Origin of the sequence: Pseudomonas sp. WS 5051 (assembly GCF_012985715.1) — a bacterium.
GTDB lineage: Bacteria > Pseudomonadota > Gammaproteobacteria > Pseudomonadales > Pseudomonadaceae > Aquipseudomonas > Aquipseudomonas bubulae.
Genome location: NZ_JAAQWV010000008.1, coordinates 63,123 through 82,061, shown reverse-complemented (window position 1 = coordinate 82,061; position 18,939 = coordinate 63,123). Strand labels below are relative to the sequence as shown.

Sequence of the window (18,939 nt, the reverse complement as noted above, 5' to 3'; positions counted from 1 at the left end):
ATCTGTAGGAAAAAGGCCACGCTGGTAAGCACGACGGGCAAGCTGCGGCCTACTTTTGTGTAGGAATCAGCTTGCCCGCGGGGGATGTCAGCGCTGTGCTTATCGGGGTTTGGAAACGGTCAGCATTTGCCCCGGCTTGAGGGCTTTTGCGCTGTTTGGATTCCAGCGCTTGAGATGCTGCATTTCAACGTTGAAACGCTTGGCCACCATATACAGCGAGTCGCCTTTCTGGACCTTGTATTGGGTCGGCTTTTTGCCCGAGGGCTTGCGTGTGTCCTGCATCACCAGGACCTGGCCGGCCTTGAGGTTGTTGCCGCTGAGCTTGTTCCAGTGTTGCAAGTCTTTGACATTGACCTTGTTGGCCTTGGCAATCAGGGTCAGGTTGTCGCCGCTCTTGACCCGGTACTTGCGGTTCAGGCGAGCTGGGGATGTGCTTGCAACCTTGTCAAATACCGGCTTGTTGGGGCGCAGACTGACCAGTTGGTCGGAGCTGAGATTGGACAGGCTGGCAGTCAACAGCTGGGCTTTGGCCGTAGGTACCAGCAGATGCTGGGGGCCATCGGTGGTGGCGCGCTGTTTGTAGGCCGGATTGAGCTGGAACATTTCGTCTTCGTCGATTTCGGCCAGGGCTGCCACGCGGGACAGGTCCATGGACTGTTTGATCTCGACCATTTCGAAGTAGGGTTCGTTGGCGATCGGGTTCAGGTTGATGCCGTAGGCTTCAGGGGCCAGAACCACTTGTGACAGGGCCAGCAGTTTTGGCACGTAGTCTTTGGTTTCCTGCGGCAGTGGCAGGTTCCAGTAGTCGGTCGGCAGGCCGAGCTTTTCGTTGCGCTCGATGGCCCGGCTGACGGTACCTTCGCCAGCGTTGTAGGCCGCCAGGGCCAGCAGCCAGTCGCCGTTGAACATGTCATGCAGACGGTTCAGGTAGTTCAGGGCTGCCAGCGTCGAGGCGGTAATGTCACGGCGACCATCGTAGGCACGGGTTTGACGCAGGTTGAAGTAGCGGCCTGTCGACGGAATGAACTGCCAGAGCCCGACCGCATTTGCGTGGGAATACGCCATTGGGTTGTAGGCGCTTTCAATGGCTGGCAGCAGGGCCAGTTCCAGCGGCATATTGCGTTCTTCGAGGCGCTCTACAATGTAGTGGATATAAAGGCTGCCGCGCTCGCCCGCATTCTCGAGAAACGACGGGTTGCTCGCAAACCACAGGCGCTGTTGTTCAATTCGGGGGTTGACGTTCTGGCCGTCCTGCAACTTGAAACCCTGGCGCATGCGCTCCCACACATCTTGAGGGGGGAGGGGGCTGGGCTTCTGGCTGAGCCAGAGTGGATCCTGGGGAATGCGTTTGGCGATTTTAAGGCTGGCCCGCTCCGTGGTCTGCGCCGAATGATCCATGGACTGGCAGCCCGCGAGCGTGGCGCAGACAGCCACCGCAATGGCTTTGACCATGCGCGTCAATGCGTCTGAATTGATGGAGTTACCTTTAAATGACGACATTGTTTTGAAAAAAGTCAGGAAAAAATGTCGGGGGATTCTAGAAAGCAGGGGGGGCGCGGTCAACTGTTGAGAATTTTTGTTCTGACCGCGGCCGGTTTTAGAACCTGTCTTTCCAGCTGCGCAGGCTGGCAAAGACCGCACTGGGCGAGTCGTTGTCGCGGGAGTTCCACTCGTCAGCTTTTTCTTTAACAGATGTTTCGTGGACTCGCAGAAAGGGATTTGTGCGTAGTTCCAGTGCCATAGATGATGGCAAGCTGATACGACCTTCAGCCCGCCACTGCGTGACTTGCGCTACACGCGCGGCAATATCCGGGTTGTTCGGTTCCACGGCCTGGGCGAAGCGCAGGTTGCTCAAGGTGTATTCGTGGGTGCAGTACACGCCGGTGTGGGCGGGCAGCGCGGCCAGGCGAGTCAGGGAGTGATGCATCTGTTCCGGGGTGCCCTCGAACAGTCGGCCGCAACCCGCGGCGAACAGGGTGTCGCCACAGAACAGCAGGGGCGCTGTCGGGTCTTGGTGATAGTAGGCGATATGCCCAAGCGTATGGCCGGGTACCAGCAGGATCTGGAACTCCAGGCCCAGTACCTCGATGCGGTCGCCGTCGTTGAGTGCCACTTGTCGGGCCGGTATGGTCTCAAGCGCCGGCCCCCAGACCTTCGCGTTAGTGTGTGCGTGAAGTTGCGCGACACCGCCCACATGATCGAAATGGTGATGGGTGATCAGAATGTCGCTGAGGACCCAGTCCGGGCGCCTGGCCAGCCACTCCAGAACAGGCGCGGCATCACCCGGGTCGACCACGGCGCAGCGCTTTTGGGTAGTGTCCTGTAACAACCAGATGTAGTTGTCGTTGAAGGCGGGCAGGGCGTCGATCTGTAACATGGTGCAATTCCCAAGTGTGAAACAATGGCGCATCTTAGGGGCTGTTGACGTTTTATTGCGAGTCGCGTCGTCAGGGCTTGCGACAGATAAAGGGCGAGTTGGAGGAGCAATGACCGATAAAGCATTGGCTCAGGCTGATCCTGAGTGGCTGGCACTGATCAGTTCGGCGCGTGAGTGGCTGTCTGGCCCCCATGGGCAGTTGTTGCTCGAAGATGAGCAACGCGTGCTTGAGGACGAGCTGGGGCGCTTTTTCGGCGGCTATCTGGTGCATTACGGCCCTGCTGCCGACACCCCGCCCAAGGCCCCGCAGGTTCAGCGCAACGTACGCCTGGGCGCGCCATTACCGGGTGTTGAAATCATCTGCGAAGAACAGGCCTGGCCATTGTGCGAGCACGCTGCCGACGTGGTGGTGCTGCAGCACGGGCTGGATTTCTGTCTGTCGCCCCACGGTCTGTTGCGCGAAGCGGCCAGCAGCGTACGCCCTGGCGGGCACCTGCTGATTGTCGGGATCAACCCCTGGAGCAGCTGGGGCTTGCGCCATGTCTTCGCCAAGGATGCCCTGCGCAAGGCACGCTGTATCTCACCTTCACGGGTCGCCGACTGGCTGAACCTGCTGGGCTTTGCGCTGGAGAAACGCCGCTTCGGGTGCTATCGTCCGCCGCTTGCTTCCAAAGTGTGGCAAAGCCGCTTGTCCGGCTGGGAACGCAAGGCCGGTAGCTGGCAATTGGCAGGTGGCGGCTTCTATGTATTGGTTGCTCGCAAAATGGTGGTGGGCTTGCGCCCTGTCAACCCGATGCGCCGGGAACCGATGGGCAAGCTGATTCCCTTGCAGATGGCCAAGGTCAATCGGCGCCACACAGACTCCTAAATTTATGTTGGGCCGGGTTTGCCCGGCTCAGGTGCTGGCCATTGCTGATGGTCAGGCCATAAGCAGCCTTACCTGGATAGTTTGCAATGATTGATAGCGTTGAAATGTTCACCGATGGTGCCTGCAAGGGCAATCCTGGCCCGGGTGGCTGGGGTGCCTTGCTGATCTGCCAGGGTGTCGAGAAAGAGCTCTGGGGTGGCGAGGCCAATACCACCAACAACCGCATGGAACTGATGGCCGCCATTCGCGGGCTTGAAGAGCTCAAGCGTCCGTGTGAGGTGCTGCTGGTGACTGACTCGCAGTATGTGATGAAAGGCATCACCGAGTGGATGGTCAACTGGAAAAAACGCGGCTGGAAAACCGCCTCCAAGGAGCCGGTAAAAAATGCCGACCTGTGGAAGCTGCTCGATGAGCAGGTCAGTCGTCACACCGTGAAATGGCAGTGGGTACGCGGTCACATCGGCCATCCCGGCAACGAGCGCGCCGACCAGTTGGCCAATCGTGGGGTCGATCAGGTACGGGGAATCAAGCATGCGTAGTGTTGTACTCGATACCGAAACCACCGGTATGCCGGTCACCGACGGCCACCGGGTGATCGAGATCGGTTGCGTCGAGTTGATGGGGCGCCGTTTGACCGGTCGCCATTTTCACGTGTATCTGCAACCCGACCGTGAAAGTGACGAAGGCGCCATTGGCGTCCACGGCATTACCAATGAATTCCTGGTGGGCAAGCCGCGTTTTGCTGAAGTCGCCGATGAGTTTTTCGAATTCATCAAGGGCGCACAGCTGATTATTCATAACGCTGCGTTTGACGTGGGCTTCCTCAACAACGAGTTTGCCCTGATCGGCCAGACCGATCGCGCCGACCTGACTCAGCACTGCACCATCCTCGATACCCTGGCCATGGCACGGGCCCGTCACCCGGGCCAGCGCAACAGCCTCGATGCGCTGTGCAAACGCTATGGTGTCGACAACTCGGGCCGTGAGCTGCACGGCGCCTTGCTCGACTCCGAGATCCTGGCCGACGTTTACCTGACCATGACCGGTGGCCAGACCAGCCTGTCGTTGGCCGGGAATGCTTCTGACGGTAATGGCTCGGGTGAGGGGTCGGGCAATCAGGCCAGCGAAATTCGCCGCCTGTCGGCGGACCGTCAACCGGGCCGGATTATTCGTGCAAGTGAAAGCGACTTGACCGAGCATGCGGCTCGACTTGAAGCCATTGCCAAATCGGCTGGCGGCCCGTCGTTGTGGGCGCAACTCCTCGACGCGAAAGGGCAGACGCTGCAGTAACCTGGCGCCTACCTGACTGCCGCTGCCGCTTATTGTCAGCGTCGACGACAGGAAAGAAGGATTTTTCATGCATCTGGTTATCAACCCCCAAGACCCTCAAGTCTCGGTACGCCTGGCCGACGAGGGTTTTGCGCCCTATGTCTGGTGCAACGATTTCAGCTTTGAAGTTCGTGCCTATGCCCGTGCCGACCGGTATAAAAAGGTCGAGCACTGGCCGCTGGAGCTGATTACGCCCTATCGCAAGTGCTACGGCATCGACCCGGATGAGTTCGCCAGCTACCGCGGTGGCAAGGGCAGCGACATCTTTATGGCGTACCTGGACAACCAGCCCGTGGGGCATGTGGTTGTAAGCACCCACTGGAACGGCTTTGCCCATGTCGATGAACTGGCCGTTATCGCGGGCGCCCGTCGCCACGGTGTGGCCAGGTCATTGCTGGAAGTGGTGAGGTTCTGGAGCCATAAAAAAAACCTGCCGGGGATCATGCTCGAGACCCAGAACAACAACCTGGGCGCCTGCCGGTTGTATGAGCGTTGCGGTTATCAGGTAGGGGGCATCGATGATTTGCGCTATCGCGGTATTGACCCGCAGACCCGTGAAGTGGCTATTTTCTGGTATTTGATATTTGAGCGCAGGGATCTGTAGCAGTTGTCGGGCTCTGCGAGGCTGCGTTCGGCGGCTGCTACAGGGATCGTGTTTTAAAGCACCACCAAGCCCTGATCCGCCAGCAATGCCTCGGCCTTTTGCCGCACGATCTCCAGCAAGGCATCCAGTGCCAGCCCGTGCCGGGTGCCTTTGCGTGTAAGCGCATAGAGCGTCACCGGGATCGCCGGTGAGATCGGGCACACATCCAGCCCGCTTGCCCTGGCACCCACTGCCGTGAACGGGTCGACCAGCGCCAGTCCTTCTCCCGCTTCGACCAAGTTGCGCATCATCTGGTAACTCTGCACCTGAATCTGCACCACCGGTGCCGGACGCAAGGCTTGCAGCTTGCTGTCGAGCAGGCGGCTCAACGGGTCGTGCTGATGCAGGCCGATCATTGCCTGTCCCGCCAGCTCTTGCAGTGCGATGTATTTGTGCTTGGGTGACAACCAGCCATGAGGCGCCAGAAACTGCACCTTGCCTTGAACCAGTGGCTGAGATTCGATCCCGGATTGCTCCGATTGCTGCAGGCTCAAGCCCAGATCGCATTCGTCCATTAACAGACGGCGCACAATTTCGGCGCAAGGCTGGCTGCTCAAGGTTGTCGGGGTATCGGGAAAGCGCCGTCTGAGGGCGCCTATGCAATGAGGCAGCAGCGGTTGGGCCAGGGTTTCGCTGCAGGCTATGCGCAAGGCCGGTTCCTGATGCTGGCGCAGCTCGTTGCCCAGCTGGCGCAGAGGCTCAAGTGCCTGGTACAGCTGATTGATAAGGGGTTGCAGCACAAGGGTGTCGCGGGTGGCTTGCAGCCTCCCGCGAATACTGGCAAACAGCATAAAGCCCAATTGCTGTTCGGCTTCCTGCAGCGTTGCGTTGAGGGTGGCCGTGGGCAATTGCAGCAATTCGGCAGCATGGCCGAGGTTGCCGGTTTGCAAGATTGCTTGAATCACTTCGATGTGGCGTAGACGCATACTGGTGTCCTGTCTCGCAAATACTGATCCTTTTTGACGGCGTCTGTTGTCGTCAAAAAGGATCGTAATCATGAGGCCGGACACCAGTGCCCGGCAGATGAGGTTTCAGCGTTGCGAAGCCTGATCCGTCTCTCATCCTTTGACTTCAACCTGTACGCCCTGAGTGGCAGGTCAGGCTGCGACGACGGGCGACGGGTCGCGAACCAGGATGACACCCGACTGCACCAGCTCGAAGTTGTTGTCATCGTTCTTTTTGACACGATCGCCAATGGCCAGTTTGTAGGTCATTACGGGTTGATCGCCGGTTGCTTGTGAATCTTCAAACTCATGCACGGAATAGACGCGACCTTCCGCATCTCTTGCATGAAATTGTCCAACGAGAACTGCCGCCATTTGTAGAGAACCTCTGGAGATAAACACCCAATTTGCGGTTCTGTAGACCGTTGTTCAGCAGGGGAAGTTTAACCATGTGAAAAAAATAGTCCCCCTACTTTACAGGCTTGCAGGCCGATAGGGTGAACTGGGGTGCAAGAAAGCCGTCCGATCATCTATAACTACTCTTCCTACAGCTACTGACTCGGGGTTTTCCATGAGCAAGGTCTACAGCGTTGCAGTGTTGGTTGGCAGTTTGAGGAAGGATTCCCTCAATCGAAAAGTGGCTCAGGCTCTGGCAGAGCTGGCTCCGCCAAGCCTGAAACTGTTTATTGTCGAAATCGGTGAGCTGGCGCTTTACAACGAAGACATTGATGGTGCGTCGCCACCTGCGCCATACACGGTTTTTCGCGATCAGATCCGCCCGGCCGATGCCATCCTGTTTGTGACCCCCGAGTACAACCGCTCGGTGCCAGGCGTGTTGAAAAACGCCATTGATGTCGGTTCGCGACCCTATGGGCAGAGTGTGTTCAGTGGCAAGCCGGGCGCGGTGATCAGCGTTTCGCCTGGGGCCATTGGTGGCTTTGGGGCTAACCATCACTTGCGCCAGTCGCTGGTGTTTCTCGATGTGCCGTGCATGCAGCAGCCTGAGGCCTATCTGGGAGGAGCCGGTGATGCGTTTGATGCATCCGGTAAACTGTCGGATAAAACCCGACCGTTTTTGCAGAAATTTATCGATCAGTTTGCCGGGTGGGTAGAGCGCTAGGACTACAGCAGTCGCAAGCCGCAAGTCAGAAACTTGCAGCTTGCAGCTATCAACCTGTAGCTATCAGCTGCTCTGCGGCATCTCGCCCTTGGCCAGGCGCTGGTTGATATCGCTAATCACTGCGGGCAGGTCGCTGATGGTGTCGATCAGATAGTGGGGGCGAGAGCCGGCGAACAGGGCGTGAATGCGGTTGCGTTCGCTGTCCAGGGTTGCCGGGGCCAGTGCCTTGTATTGTTCCCAGGTCAGGCCCAGGGCGTTGCCCGAGCACACCAGCGCCACGGTCCACATGCCGGCGCGGCGACCTTCAAGAATGCCCGGTACGGTGTCGTCGATCTTGACGCAGGCACCCACATCATCAATACCCAGCGCGATCACGTTGGCCAGTGCCTGGGCCGGCCAGGGGCGACCGTTAGGGACTTCATCGGTGGCCACGACGTGGTCGGCCACATAGCCATTGGTGGCGGCCAGTTCAACCACTTTGGCCATGACCTGCGCGGGGTAGCCCGAGCAGGAGCCGATCTTGATACCTTGCTCACGCAGTTGGGCAATGGTGTCCAGTGCGCCGGGAATCAGGGCCGAATGCTCGGCGATCTTTTCGATCTGCAGCGGCATAAAGCGCTCATAAATCGCGGTGACGTCATCGTCGGTCGGTGCACGGCCAAACACTTTTTTATAGCGCTCGGTTATCTGCGGCTGATCACACAGGGTACGAATGTGGTCCCACTTGCCCATGCCCATCGGCCCGCGAGCTTCTTCGATGGACACCTGCACGTCAAACTCGGCAAAGGCTTCGACAAAAATCTGGGTTGGGGCGAACGAGCCGAAATCGACCACGGTGCCGGCCCAGTCGAGGATGGCGGCTTGCAGCTTGCTCGGGTTGGTGTAGTTCATGTCTGTTAATCCTGTAAGAGCGGGCTGTGCCGCACGAAGTAAATAGGGTTGTTCTAGCCTGTTCCTGCACCATCAAATATCGAAGACTTCCATTTCCTGCAGCACCTGGCCTATGGCGTCTACGGCTGCCTGCATCTCGGCCTGATTGACGTGGCCGATGCAGCCCACACGAAAAGTCTCAACCTGGGTCAATTTGCCCGGATACAGGATGAAACCCTTGGCCTTGACCCGCTCGTAGAACTCCTTGAACTGATAGCGGGGGTCTTTTGGCGCATGGAAGGTGACGATAATCGGCGCCTGGATAGCCTCGGGCAGAAAACTGCTAATGCCCAGTTTGGCCATGCCGTCGAGCAGGGCCTGGCAGTTGTTGGCGTAACGCTGATGGCGGGCAGGCAAGCCGCCTTCTTCGTTGTATTGCAGCAGTGCCTCGTGCAGGGCGGCTACCACATGGGTCGGCGGGGTAAAGCGCCATTGTCCGGTTTTGCTCATGTAAACGTGCTGATCGTGCAGGTCCATTGCCAGTGAATGGCTGTTACCGGCGGCATTGCCCAGGGCTTCTTTGCGGGCGAATACAAAGCCCATGCCGGGCACACCTTCGAGGCATTTGCCGGAGGCAGCGATCAATGCATCAAAAGGGACTTGCCGGGCATCGATCGGCAGGGCACCGAAGGAACTCATGGCATCGATGATCAGGCGTTTGCCGTGCTGAGCGATCACTGCGGCAATGTCGGGCAGCGGGTTAAGGATGCCGGTGCTGGTTTCGCAGTGGATCAACGCCACGTGGGTGATGCTCGGGTCTGCATGCAGCAGGCGGTCGACGTCTGCCGCCGTGGTGGGCTCGTCTTCAGCGGTTTCAAAGGTGCTGTAGCGACGGTCCAGCACTTCGCAGATTTTCGCCAGGCGTTTGCCGTACGCACCGTTGATCAGCACCAGTACATTGCCATCCCGTGGTACCAGGGTGCCGATGGCGGCTTCGACGGCAAAGGTGCCGCTGCCTTGCAGGGGCACGCAGTGATGGCTGTCGGCGCCGTTGATAATGGCCAGCAGTTGCTGGCACAGGCTGGCAGTCAGCTGGTTGAAGCTGTCATCCCATGAGCCCCAGTCAACCATCATCGCCTGGCGGGTACGCGCCGAGGTGGTCAGTGGGCCAGGGGTCAGCAGGATCGGCGCGGCAGTACTCATTCTGAATTCCTCACAAGCATGGGATGGCTACTTGGTACAGGACATAAATTGCAGTTTGTGTTGATATCAATCAAATTGTTTGTTGTTATGCCTGCCATCAGTGAGGCTTATAAATGAATTTATTCCAGCTCCGTGCGTTTGATGCCGTGGCCCGCGAGGGCAGTTTTACCCGGGCTGCGGCCCGGCTGTTTATCAGCCAGCCGGCGGTGACCGGGCATATCAAGGCGCTTGAGGAGCACTATCAGATCACCTTGCTGCGGCGTACGGCGCGGCGGGTGGAGTTGACTGAAGAAGGCACCAAGCTGGCGGCCATCACCCGGGCCATGTTCGGTTTGGTGGATGAAGCGCAGGTCATGCTGGAGGCCAACCGCCAGTTGCTCACCGGGCGACTTGAGGTGGCGGCCGATGGTCCGCATCTGGTGATGCCCATGCTGGCAAGCCTGCGCGCATGTTATCCGGGGGTTACCGTGAATTTGCGCCTGGGCAACGCTCAGGAAACCCTGGCGGCGTTGCTGTCGGAGCATGCCGATGTGGCGGTGCTGACCGAAGTGGAGCCGCGCAAGGGCCTGGCCTTGCGTGCGCTTAACGAGTCACGGATTTGTGCGCTGGTTCCCGCCAACCACCCGTGGCTGGCCTTGCCTGATGGCATCGCGATCGGGCAACTGGATCAGGTGATCATGGTGCTGCGTGAACCAACCTCGATTACCCGTCGCACTTTCGACAATGCCTGTGAGCAGGCTGGAGTCAATCCACGGGTATTACTGGAACTGGACAGCCGGGAGGCGGTGACCGAAGCCGTCGCTGCGCAGTTGGGTGTGGGCATTGTGTCGTCGGTGGAAGTCAGTCATGACCCCCGCGTGCGTGCGGTGCCGATCAACGGCGCGGGGCTGGTCAACCTGCATATGCTCGGCTGCATGGAACGGCGGGCCGAGTTGCGATTGATCAAGGCGTTTATGGAGCTGGCGGTGTGATTTGTGCGGGGATAACACGCGTAGCAGCTGCTACGAATGGTGTGTTACAGGTCTGCCCGCACAATCTCCAGAAACGTTGCCACTACCCGCCGTGAGCTCTGCTCCTGCAGGCACACCAGGGTTTCGGTCAGGCGCCTTTTGCAGTCGATGATGGGCAGGGCGCACACCCGGGAGTCCGAGCCAAACTCCGCCGCCGACACCACCCCCACGCCAATCCCGACCACCACTGCTTCACGCGCCGCTTCACGACCCTCTACCTGGATCGCGGCGCGGATGCGCAGGCCGGCCTGGCTCATTTCTTCTTCCAGGGTTTGCCGGGTTACCGAACCGACTTCGCGCAATACCAGCGGTGTGTCATCCAGGTCGGCCAGGCAGATCGAACGGCGGCTTGCCCAAGGGTGCGTGCGTGCTACAAACGCCACCATCGGGTCGCTGCGCAAGGGCACGCTCAGCAGCCGGTCATCATTCACATCGCGCCCCAGCAGGGCCAGGTCTGCCTGGTAGTTGAACAGCCGCGCCAGACATTCGTCGGTGTTGCCTGTTTCGATTTTTACCGTGATCCCGGGGTAGCGCTGGCAAAAGCGGGCGATTTGCGGCAACACATGAACAGGGGCGTCCACGGCCAGGATCAGGCTCCCGGTTTGCAGGGCCTGGGAGTCCTGCAGTAACTCCTGGGCCTCGGCCTGTACCCCGAACAGGCGCTGGGTGATGCTCAGCAACCGCTCACCCAGGTCGGTAAGGCGCACCGAGCGCTTGTTGCGGTGGAACAGCAACACCCCGAAGCGTTCTTCAAGTTTTCTGACCTGATCGGAGATGGCCGGCTGGCTTAAAAACAGACGTTCGGCAGCCCGTGTGAAACTGCCGTGAACGGCGACGGCATGAAAGGCCTTCAACTGCGCATGGGAAACTGACATTGAAAAACCTCTTACAAGCTGAGCTTATGAGTGAAATACGATAAATCGATTTTACCTATTAGTCAGTAATTGCTTTGATCGACCTCAGCCCGGCGTTATGTCCTCGATAACGGTGGGTCGCGACACACTGATGTGCAGCCCCTAACTCCAACAAAAAACGGGCCGTTCAGGGTGTGTCTGTCAAATACGGCTCTTGTCTGAAGGGCGGTATTGAAGTGCTCAACACAATAAAAAAACAGGCGTTCTCTTCTGATTCTGCCGGCACATTCCACCTCTGAGGTCAGACCCGACATGAACAACTCCTTTGCCACCATCAAGCGCTGGCGCGTGCAGATTTTTGCCATCACCTGGCTGGCCTACGCGGCCTTTTACTTCACTCGCAAAGCCTTTTCCGTGGCCAAACTGGGGATTGCTGATGACCCCGGCTTTCATCTGGACAAGATGGCAATGGCCAACCTCGATGCCATCTATCTGGCAGCCTACGCCGTAGGGCAATTTACCTGGGGCATCCTCGCCGATCGCTTCGGCCCACGGGTTGTGGTGCTGGGCGGCTTGATCATCTCTGCACTGGCGGCGTTGGTGATGGGCACTTACGCCACCTTGCCGATCTTTGCCACCTGCATGCTGGTTCAGGGCCTGGCGCAATCCACCGGCTGGTCGGGGCTGTGCAAAAACATCGGCAGCTTTTTCCCCGCCCAGCAACGTGGGCGGGTGCTGGGGCTGTGGAGTTCGTGCTACGCCTTTGGCGGGCTGGTGGCCTCACCCTTTGCCGGGTGGTGGGCGTATACGCTGATCGGCAGCTGGCATGCGGCGTTTATTTCCAGCGCGGCGGTGGTGGCGCTGGTGGCGGTGCTGTTCTTTATCTTCCAGCGCAATACGCCGCAAGATGTCGGCCTGCCGGCGGTTGAGCCCGAGCCGCCAATGAGCGCCGATGAAATCGCTGCCGAAAAGCGCATCAGCGTTTGGGCACCCTTGCGCGAGATCATGCGCAATCGCACGGTGCTGACCCTGGGTCTGGCGTACTTCATGCTCAAGCCGGCACGCTACGCGATTCTGCTGTGGGGGCCGGTGATTGTGTTCGAGCAAATGCCGCAAGTGGGCAAGGTCGGCGCCGCGATTATTCCTACGGCCTTTGAGTTGGCGGGCTTGCTGGGGCCGATCATGATCGGCCTGGCCTCCGACAAGCTGTTCGGTGCCCGGCGCATGCCCGCCTGCATTTTGAGCCTGTTGGCGCTGACCGTTTCCCTGGCGTTTTTCATGGGTGCACTGCATTCCGGCAGCGTGGTGCTGGTGGTGGCCTTGCTGTTTGTCATGGGCCTGACTCTGTATGGGCCTGACTCCATGATCAGCGGCGCTGCAGCCATTGATTTCGGCACCGCCAAGGCCGGAGCCACGGCGGCGGGGTTCGTCAATGGCTGCGGCTCGGTCGGGGCGATTCTGGGCGGCCTGCTGCCCGGTTATTTCGACACGGTCACGGTGTTTATCGTATTTGCCTGCTGCGCGCTGTTTTCCTCGCTGGTGCTGATTCCGCACTGGAACAGCCGACCTGCGGGGCTCAAAGCCGCGTGCCCGTTTGTGCCCAATCATCCATTGCTGATCAAGCCTTTACGCACCTGAGCAGGAGAATGACCCATGCGACCTTTTTGGCTGGAACAGGCACTGGCCCTGGAAAATGAAGCACCCTGCGAGGCGCTGGCGGGTGAAACCCGTGCCCAGGTGTGCATTGTGGGGGGCGGTTATACCGGGTTATGGACGGCGATCATGCTCAAGGAGCAAAGCCCTGAACTGGATGTGGTGCTGATTGAAGCCGATATATGCGGCGCAGGTGCCAGCGGGCGCAACGGTGGCTGTGCGCTGTCATGGTCGGCCAAGTATTTCACCCTTGAGCGGTTGTTCGGGGTGGAGGAGGCCGTGCGGCTGGTCAAAGCCTCGGAACAGAGCATTTACGCAATCGGTGCATTTTGTGAGCGCTATGGTGTGGAGGCTGATTACCGCCTCGATGGCACGTTATACACCGCGACCAATCAGGCCCAGATCGGATCGACGGATGGCGTGATTGCTGCGCTGGAGCGCCAGGCCATCAACTCGTTCAGCAAGCTGGCGGTTGATGACGTGCAGCGCCGGGCCGGTTCTGCCCAGCATTTGGAGGGCTGGTTTTCTCCCGCTGCTGCCAGCGTACAGCCTGGCAAACTGGTGCGTGGTTTGCGTCGGGTGGCCTTGCAGTTGGGGGTTAAAATCCACGAAAACACGCCAATGACCGGGCTGGAAGAGGGCGCGCCGGCGCTGATCCGCACGCCTGGCGGAAGCATTCGTGCTGACCGCGTGGTGCTCGCGATGAATGCCTGGATGGCCCGGGCATTCCCGCAGTTCGAGCGCAGTGTGGCGATTGTCTCCAGCGATATGCTGATCACGGAACCGCGCCCGGACCTGCTGCAGGACATCGGCCTGACCAGTGGTGTCACCGTGCTCGATTCGAGAATATTCGTGCACTACTACCACAACACCCCGGACGGACGAATCATGTTGGGCAAGGGTGGCAATACCTTTGCCTACGGTGGGCGCATGCTGCCTGTGTTCGATCAGCCGTCGCCCTACGCCGGGCTGCTGGGCAAAAGCCTGGAGCAGTTCTTTCCGGCGTTTGCCGGGGTTGGGATCGAGGCGACATGGAATGGTCCTTCAGACCGCTCTGTCACCGGTTTGCCGTTTTTTGGTCAGATGAGCAGCCACGGCAATGTGTTTTATGGCTTTGGTTATTCGGGCAGCGGCGTGGGGCCTTGCCATATGGGCGGGCAGATTCTCGCCTCGCTGGTGTTGGGGCTGGCCAATGACTGGACCCGCTCGCCGCTGGTCAACGGACCGTTGGGGTATTTCCCGCCCGAACCCATTCGTTACCTGGGGTCGCTGATGGTGCGCAACGCCATTCGGCGCAAGGAACGGGCCGAAGATCATGGTCGCCGGCCTCGGCATCTGGATGTGCGCCTGGCCAGATTTGCTGCGGCGGCGGGCAAGGCTGACAAGGGTTAAGCAGGTATCAATTGGATTTTTTGGTCGATTGCCGACTTCTTGCCGTATAAACTTGCGCCCATTCGACGGCCGACAGGCTGCGACACACCAGATTGAGAGAGTGAGTAATGGGCGCACAGTGGAAGGTTAAACATAAAGCGGACGCCGCCAACAGCCGCGGCAAGATTTTTGGCAAGCTGGCCAAGGAATTGACGGTTGCTGCGCGCAACGGCGCCGACCCGGACATGAACTCGCACTTGCGTCTGGTCTATGAGCAGGCCAAAAAAGCCTCGATGCCGGCTGACACCATCAAGCGCGCGATCAACAAGGGCGCCGGTATCGGCACCGAGGCCGTGCAATACCACCGCGTTACCTACGAGGGTTTCGCTCCCCACCAGGTGCCGCTGATCATTGAGTGCCTGACGGACAACATCAACCGTACCGTCGCTGAAATCCGCGTGGCCTTCCGCAAGGGCCAACTGGGCGCTTCAGGGTCGGTGGCGTGGGACTTCAATCATGTCGGCATGATCGAGGCCAAGCCTGATACCCCGGACGCAGACCCTGAAATGGCCGCGATTGAAGCCGGTGCCCAGGATTTCGAAGAAGGCGAAGAAGAAGGCACGACCTTGTTCATCACCGAGCCGACTGACCTCGACGCTGTACAGAAAGCATTGCCCGAGCAAGGTTTTACCGTGGTTTCAGCCAAGCTGGGCTACCAGCCGAAAAACCCGGTAAGCGGTTTGACGGACGAGCAAATGGCCGAAGTACAAGAGTTTCTGGCCAAGCTGGAAGAGCAGGACGACGTGCAGGACATGTTTGTAGCGTTGGCGTAAGCCATCGAGCCTATCCCGTAGCAGCTGCCGAGGAACGAAGGCAGCTGCTACAGGACTTACTGTAATGCCCGTATAACCTCGGCAAATCCCGGCCGTGCCAGTACCTCTGGCTGAATACAGCGCTGTTGCAACCCTTGCAGCTCAATGCGCTGTTGATCGCTCAAGCCCGAGTCGATCCGCTCCAGCAACTCGCCCAGTAAAATCCCGAACGCTCGCACTTCGATGCGTTGCAGCGCCCGGCTTTGCGGGCTGTCGTCCAGGGCATGGAAGCACGCGGCACCGAAATCGCCCAGCAGGCAGTCACCCCGGGCATTGAATAAAATATTGTGCGCGTACAAGTCGCCATGGCAGATGCCCTGCGCGTGCAGGTGGCCGGCCGCCGAGGCAATACCGCGGGCAATGCGCAAGGCGCTGTCGCGGGTGAAACGGGTGCTGTCGGCATACAGGTCGCGGCTACAGGTGTCGAAGCTGGGCAGGGCCGCGAGATTGATAAAGGACGGGTCGATCAGTTCCATCACCAATGCGGCCTGATCGTCGGGATGACCCGTGACGCGGCCCAGTACCTTGATCAGGTTTGGATGCTGGCCTGCCGCGATGCAGGCATTCATTTCATTGAGCGGCGAGCCATCACTGGTGATGCTGCCCTTGTACAGTTTGACCGCCACCGGTTGCAGGGATTGCCCCGGTGCGCGCCACTGCGCCTGATAAATGATCCCGGAGGCGCCTTCGCCCAGCTTTTGCTCAAGCTCGAGCTGCGACCAGTCAATATTTGGCGTGGTGTCGGGCTGGTGCCGGGTGCTGGCATCTTCAAGCAGCGGGTTGCCGGCATACGCCAGCCAGCTCAGGCCCGGCAAGGCCAGCAGGGTGTCGGGCAGTTCGCTGAACTGGTTGGCAGCCAGGCGGATCAGCTCCAGGCGCTCGCACTTGGCCAGACTGGCGGGCAGTTGCTGCAAGCGGTTACCGGCCAGCATCAGCTTTTGCAGCAGTGGCCGCTGGCCCAGCTCTTCGGGCAGTTGCTCGATGCAATTGTCGGTCAGGATCAGCCAGCGCAGTAAAGGAGGCAGTGCCGCACCGGGTACGTTGGCGATCCGGTTGGCCTTGAAACCAATCATGCTCAATTGCGCACACTGCCCAAGACAAACCGGCAGCTCGGTGAATTGATTGTCCGAGCAAAACAGGATGCGTAACCGGGTCAGGCGATGCAGGTCAGCGGGCAGGCTGCTCAGGGCGTTGCCGCTGAGGTTGAGGATTTCCAGGGTGTCGGCCAACTGGAATATCTCGGCCGGAAACTCGGTCAGCCCGCACGACAGATCAAGACGTTTGAGGCCCGCCAGTTGGCCAGCGCGCAGTTTAGCGAGGGTATCCATATGCAGGGTCGGGACTCGTAAGCAGGACAAAAAGTGTCGCGCATGATAGCGATTTATCGGCTTGGGGCCGAGGATTTGTCGGCGGGTTATGAGCGCAAAACGTGATGCTCCTGGGCTCTGGCCAGTCAGCGGTAAAGGGCCCTTGGTCGGGCCCGGTACTGCTTATGCAGCTTTTAACGCAGCTCTCTGACCATCGTCGAAAGGGTGGTCAGCACGTCCTTGGCCAATTGCTTAGAACGCTTGCCATCCCAGCCGGTCTGCGGGTCCGGCGCATCGTTGTTGTCCTTGAACGGCATCTCCAGGGTCAGCGACAGGCAGTCGAAGCGATGGCCAACGCTGTTGCAGGCCAGGGTCATATTGGCTTGCCCGGGTTCGTCGCGGGTGTAGCCGTGGGTGGTCTGGAAATCTTTGGTCAGGGCGCTGAGGTGCGTGCGAAAGCGTTCTTCCAGAGTTGCCAGGCGCTGGGTGTAGCCCGGGTTACCTTCGCAGCCTGCGGTAAACACGTAGGGGATTTCTTCGTCGCCGTGGATATCCAGGAAGAGATCGACGCCGTACTGGCTCATCTGCTCCAGGGCAAAAAACACTTCGGGGCTGACCTGCGGGCTGGTGTTTTGCCAGGCGCGGTTCAGGTCCTGACCGTTGGCATTGGTCCGCAGGTGCCCGTGGAAGGCGCCATCAGGGTTCATGTTGGGAATCAGGTAAAGATCCGCGTAGTCCAGCAGCTTGCGCATTTGCGGGTCGCTGCCTTGCTCCAGACGCTCCAACAGGCCTTCCATAAACCATTCGGCCATATGTTCGCCGGGATGTTGCTGGGCGATGATCCAGATCTTGCGCTTGTGGCTGGCGCCGCTACCTTTGCGCAACAACTGGATGTCGCGACCTTCAACGCTCTTGCCGGTGGCCAGCAGCTCGCAACCTGACCACTGCAGGGCATTTTTGATCAACTGATCATGACGTGCGCGGCTGTAGGGTTCGAAGTAGGCAAACCAGGCCTGAGGTTGCTCGGCTGCAAAATGAATATTCAGGGATGTGCCGTCGAAATCGCTCGGTACCCTGAACCAGTTTTCCTGATCGTAAGACGCCACTGCCTGGTAGCCATCCCACGCTTTATTGTAGGAAGACTGGCTGGCGTTGCTCAATTGGAAATGGTGGGTGTGACCGGGTGTCAGGCCATCGACCTTGAAATGGAACCACTGAAAATGCGGGCTCTTGGTGTCCGGCTTGATGGCAAGTTTTACCTGCAACGGGTTGCTGGTATCCAGCACCTGGATATTGCCGCTGTCGAAGTCGCTGCTGATATGAAGTGAAGAGGGCGCCACGGTCATCGTCCAAATCCCGAAATCTGATAATTGTGGACGTTACTGTACCGTGCTATGGCGATAGGCCAATACAGAATTTTAGGCGGGAGGAAGAAGGAAATAGCGAAGGGGGGCGTCATCCTTGACGCATCGCAATTGTAGGGTTTTTGCGATTGATTCTCAAGTGCTAGATTGCCATTACGGCTATAGTCCTAGACTTCAGGCTTCCGTTTCTCGATGTTCTTTTGCTATCATCACCCTATCGTGACGGCCACCCAAGAAAATGGCTGCACACCAGACTTCATTAGCCTGAAGCACGCAGAGCCAGATAACTGGCCGCAAAAAAAAGACCCGGCCAGAAGCCGGGTCAAATAACCGTGATTAGCCTGATGAGGAGGTAATTCAAAAGACCGACCTAAGGTCCCTTGAATTATCGACTGATCTCGCGACCAGCTGCATGCAATAATAATCATTATCATTTGCAAATCAAGCTATTTCCCGCGCTTTTCCGAAATTAATTTTTCGCTCCCCGGCCCAATGCTCTATCCAGCGGCCTGCAGACCTAATCGAGTAACAGTTCCGTGGTGCGTTTGACCTCACTCATGGCGATATTGGAGTGGGCTTCCTGTACGTGTGGTTTCTGCAGCAAGTGATCGCGCAAAAAACGTTCGTAGCTGTCGATATCGTGGGTGACCACCTTGAGCAGGTAGTCCATGTCCCCGGCCATGGTGTAGCACTCGATCACTTCGGGATAATCGGTAATCGCCTCTTCAAACTCGGTCAGATGGCGACGGCCGTGGCCCGACAGCCGCACATTGACGAACACCACTACATTGAGGCCGAGTTTTTTCGGGTTGAGCAGGGCGACCTTGCGCTCGATCAGCCCTTCCTCTTGCAGACGGTGGATACGCCGCCAGCAGGGTGATTGCGACAATTCCACACGTTCCGCCACCTCGGCGGCAGACAGGTCGGCATTGTGCTGGAGCAGGCGAAGGATCTTGCGGTCGATGGCGCTTAACTTTATCTGCATGAATTGATCTGTTTTCTTATTGTTTTTGAATGATGCATGCAGATTAGCAGAACAATTCCTGCAATTTAGAAAGAAAAATCCTAGGTAAAACCCTCACTCTTTTGCCACGGGTCACAGACTGACTTTAAGGTCTGGCTCGCATTCTGGCTAAAAACAAGAGAGAGAACGC

19 protein-coding genes are annotated in these 18,939 nt (G+C 58.7%); 9 read left to right on the top strand and 10 right to left on the bottom strand.

The annotated features are described in order from the left end of the window. Positions 1 to 99: 99 nt before the first annotated feature. Together HBN79_RS14875 and gloB are read right to left on the bottom strand one after the other, a co-directional pair. Positions 100 to 1,500, bottom strand: a complete 1,401-nt coding sequence (locus HBN79_RS14875) for a lytic transglycosylase domain-containing protein (RefSeq protein WP_095001701.1) — start codon at positions 1,498 to 1,500, stop codon at positions 100 to 102. A 97-nt stretch (positions 1,501 to 1,597) separates the two neighbouring features. Beyond that, positions 1,598 to 2,377, bottom strand: a complete 780-nt coding sequence (gene gloB, locus HBN79_RS14870; protein ID WP_095025492.1) for a hydroxyacylglutathione hydrolase — start codon at positions 2,375 to 2,377, stop codon at positions 1,598 to 1,600. Between the two features lie 109 nt (positions 2,378 to 2,486). Between gloB and HBN79_RS14865 the strand changes: the two genes are divergently transcribed. From HBN79_RS14865 to HBN79_RS14850, 4 genes are all read left to right on the top strand, one after another. After that, positions 2,487 to 3,245, top strand: a complete 759-nt coding sequence (locus HBN79_RS14865; RefSeq protein ID WP_095001699.1) for a class I SAM-dependent methyltransferase — start codon at positions 2,487 to 2,489, stop codon at positions 3,243 to 3,245. Positions 3,246 to 3,331: 86 nt separating this feature from the next. Beyond that, a complete protein-coding gene (gene rnhA / locus HBN79_RS14860; RefSeq protein WP_095001698.1) occupies positions 3,332 to 3,784 on the top strand; it encodes a ribonuclease HI in 453 nt (150 codons plus the stop codon). Next, positions 3,777 to 4,535, top strand: a complete 759-nt coding sequence (gene dnaQ / locus HBN79_RS14855; protein WP_095001697.1) for a DNA polymerase III subunit epsilon — start codon at positions 3,777 to 3,779, stop codon at positions 4,533 to 4,535. The genes rnhA and dnaQ overlap by 8 nt, the downstream gene beginning before the upstream one ends. A gap of 67 nt (positions 4,536 to 4,602) precedes the next feature. Continuing rightward, the gene (locus HBN79_RS14850; RefSeq protein WP_095019315.1) at positions 4,603 to 5,178 is read left to right on the top strand and encodes a GNAT family N-acetyltransferase; all 576 of its coding nucleotides are present in this window, start codon (positions 4,603 to 4,605) and stop codon (positions 5,176 to 5,178) included. A gap of 53 nt (positions 5,179 to 5,231) precedes the next feature. On the opposite strand, the gene HBN79_RS14845 is transcribed toward HBN79_RS14850, so the two are convergent. Together HBN79_RS14845 and HBN79_RS14840 are read right to left on the bottom strand one after the other, a co-directional pair. Then, entirely contained in the window at positions 5,232 to 6,143 is a 912-nt protein-coding gene (locus tag HBN79_RS14845; RefSeq protein WP_169916849.1) for a LysR substrate-binding domain-containing protein, read from the bottom strand. 171 nt (positions 6,144 to 6,314) lie between these two features. Then, positions 6,315 to 6,536, bottom strand: coding sequence for a hypothetical protein (locus tag HBN79_RS14840; RefSeq protein ID WP_095001694.1), 222 nt, complete (start codon positions 6,534 to 6,536; stop codon positions 6,315 to 6,317). Positions 6,537 to 6,732: 196 nt separating this feature from the next. On the opposite strand from HBN79_RS14840, the gene HBN79_RS14835 reads away from it, so the two are divergent. Continuing rightward, the gene (locus tag HBN79_RS14835; protein WP_095001693.1) at positions 6,733 to 7,281 is read left to right on the top strand and encodes an NAD(P)H-dependent oxidoreductase; all 549 of its coding nucleotides are present in this window, start codon (positions 6,733 to 6,735) and stop codon (positions 7,279 to 7,281) included. Between the two features lie 63 nt (positions 7,282 to 7,344). Here the strand turns inward: HBN79_RS14835 and phnX are convergent, their stop codons facing one another. Beyond that, positions 7,345 to 8,172, bottom strand: coding sequence for a phosphonoacetaldehyde hydrolase (gene phnX / locus HBN79_RS14830; protein ID WP_095001692.1), 828 nt, complete (start codon positions 8,170 to 8,172; stop codon positions 7,345 to 7,347). 72 nt (positions 8,173 to 8,244) lie between these two features. Next, complete coding sequence (locus HBN79_RS14825; RefSeq protein ID WP_095001691.1) at positions 8,245 to 9,354, bottom strand: 2-aminoethylphosphonate--pyruvate transaminase; 1,110 nt, start codon at positions 9,352 to 9,354, stop codon at positions 8,245 to 8,247. A 113-nt stretch (positions 9,355 to 9,467) separates the two neighbouring features. Here HBN79_RS14825 and HBN79_RS14820 point away from each other — a divergent pair, with 113 nt between their 5' ends. Next, entirely contained in the window at positions 9,468 to 10,325 is an 858-nt protein-coding gene (locus HBN79_RS14820; RefSeq protein WP_095038677.1) for a LysR substrate-binding domain-containing protein, read from the top strand. 44 nt (positions 10,326 to 10,369) lie between these two features. On the opposite strand, the gene HBN79_RS14815 is transcribed toward HBN79_RS14820, so the two are convergent. Beyond that, a complete protein-coding gene (locus HBN79_RS14815) occupies positions 10,370 to 11,239 on the bottom strand; it encodes a LysR substrate-binding domain-containing protein (protein ID WP_095001689.1) in 870 nt (289 codons plus the stop codon). 291 nt (positions 11,240 to 11,530) lie between these two features. Between HBN79_RS14815 and HBN79_RS14810 the strand changes: the two genes are divergently transcribed. The 3 genes from HBN79_RS14810 (at position 11,531) to HBN79_RS14800 (ending at position 15,075) form a co-directional block, all read left to right on the top strand. Continuing rightward, complete coding sequence (locus tag HBN79_RS14810) at positions 11,531 to 12,856, top strand: MFS transporter (protein ID WP_095038678.1); 1,326 nt, start codon at positions 11,531 to 11,533, stop codon at positions 12,854 to 12,856. Between the two features lie 15 nt (positions 12,857 to 12,871). Further along, positions 12,872 to 14,263: an FAD-dependent oxidoreductase gene (locus tag HBN79_RS14805; protein ID WP_095020899.1), complete on the top strand. Its 1,392-nt coding sequence runs from the start codon at positions 12,872 to 12,874 to the stop codon at positions 14,261 to 14,263. A 107-nt stretch (positions 14,264 to 14,370) separates the two neighbouring features. Then, positions 14,371 to 15,075 carry a YebC/PmpR family DNA-binding transcriptional regulator gene (locus HBN79_RS14800; RefSeq protein ID WP_016782338.1) on the top strand — a complete coding sequence of 235 codons (705 nt, stop codon included), beginning with the start codon at positions 14,371 to 14,373 and terminating at the stop codon, positions 15,073 to 15,075. 56 nt (positions 15,076 to 15,131) lie between these two features. Here the strand turns inward: HBN79_RS14800 and HBN79_RS14795 are convergent, their stop codons facing one another. The 3 genes from HBN79_RS14795 to HBN79_RS14785 form a co-directional block, all read right to left on the bottom strand. Further along, positions 15,132 to 16,442: a protein kinase gene (locus tag HBN79_RS14795; RefSeq protein WP_169916848.1), complete on the bottom strand. Its 1,311-nt coding sequence runs from the start codon at positions 16,440 to 16,442 to the stop codon at positions 15,132 to 15,134. 173 nt (positions 16,443 to 16,615) lie between these two features. Further along, a complete protein-coding gene (locus tag HBN79_RS14790) occupies positions 16,616 to 17,767 on the bottom strand; it encodes a M14-type cytosolic carboxypeptidase (protein ID WP_095038679.1) in 1,152 nt (383 codons plus the stop codon). A 535-nt stretch (positions 17,768 to 18,302) separates the two neighbouring features. Beyond that, positions 18,303 to 18,770 carry an Lrp/AsnC family transcriptional regulator gene (locus HBN79_RS14785; RefSeq protein ID WP_095001684.1) on the bottom strand — a complete coding sequence of 156 codons (468 nt, stop codon included), beginning with the start codon at positions 18,768 to 18,770 and terminating at the stop codon, positions 18,303 to 18,305. Between the last annotated feature and the right edge of the window lie 169 nt (positions 18,771 to 18,939).

Coding starts and splice junctions, on each gene's coding strand:
- HBN79_RS14875 (WP_095001701.1), bottom strand. CDS start 1,500: ATGTCGTCATTTAAAGGTAACTCCATCAATTCAGACGCATTGACGCGC.
- gloB (WP_095025492.1), bottom strand. CDS start 2,377: ATGTTACAGATCGACGCCCTGCCCGCCTTCAACGACAACTACATCTGG.
- HBN79_RS14865 (WP_095001699.1), top strand. CDS start 2,487: ATGACCGATAAAGCATTGGCTCAGGCTGATCCTGAGTGGCTGGCACTG.
- rnhA (WP_095001698.1), top strand. CDS start 3,332: ATGATTGATAGCGTTGAAATGTTCACCGATGGTGCCTGCAAGGGCAAT.
- dnaQ (WP_095001697.1), top strand. CDS start 3,777: ATGCGTAGTGTTGTACTCGATACCGAAACCACCGGTATGCCGGTCACC.
- HBN79_RS14850 (WP_095019315.1), top strand. CDS start 4,603: ATGCATCTGGTTATCAACCCCCAAGACCCTCAAGTCTCGGTACGCCTG.
- HBN79_RS14845 (WP_169916849.1), bottom strand. CDS start 6,143: ATGCGTCTACGCCACATCGAAGTGATTCAAGCAATCTTGCAAACCGGC.
- HBN79_RS14840 (WP_095001694.1), bottom strand. CDS start 6,536: ATGGCGGCAGTTCTCGTTGGACAATTTCATGCAAGAGATGCGGAAGGT.
- HBN79_RS14835 (WP_095001693.1), top strand. CDS start 6,733: ATGAGCAAGGTCTACAGCGTTGCAGTGTTGGTTGGCAGTTTGAGGAAG.
- phnX (WP_095001692.1), bottom strand. CDS start 8,172: ATGAACTACACCAACCCGAGCAAGCTGCAAGCCGCCATCCTCGACTGG.
- HBN79_RS14825 (WP_095001691.1), bottom strand. CDS start 9,354: ATGAGTACTGCCGCGCCGATCCTGCTGACCCCTGGCCCACTGACCACC.
- HBN79_RS14820 (WP_095038677.1), top strand. CDS start 9,468: ATGAATTTATTCCAGCTCCGTGCGTTTGATGCCGTGGCCCGCGAGGGC.
- HBN79_RS14815 (WP_095001689.1), bottom strand. CDS start 11,239: ATGTCAGTTTCCCATGCGCAGTTGAAGGCCTTTCATGCCGTCGCCGTT.
- HBN79_RS14810 (WP_095038678.1), top strand. CDS start 11,531: ATGAACAACTCCTTTGCCACCATCAAGCGCTGGCGCGTGCAGATTTTT.
- HBN79_RS14805 (WP_095020899.1), top strand. CDS start 12,872: ATGCGACCTTTTTGGCTGGAACAGGCACTGGCCCTGGAAAATGAAGCA.
- HBN79_RS14800 (WP_016782338.1), top strand. CDS start 14,371: ATGGGCGCACAGTGGAAGGTTAAACATAAAGCGGACGCCGCCAACAGC.
- HBN79_RS14795 (WP_169916848.1), bottom strand. CDS start 16,442: ATGGATACCCTCGCTAAACTGCGCGCTGGCCAACTGGCGGGCCTCAAA.
- HBN79_RS14790 (WP_095038679.1), bottom strand. CDS start 17,767: ATGACCGTGGCGCCCTCTTCACTTCATATCAGCAGCGACTTCGACAGC.
- HBN79_RS14785 (WP_095001684.1), bottom strand. CDS start 18,770: ATGCAGATAAAGTTAAGCGCCATCGACCGCAAGATCCTTCGCCTGCTC.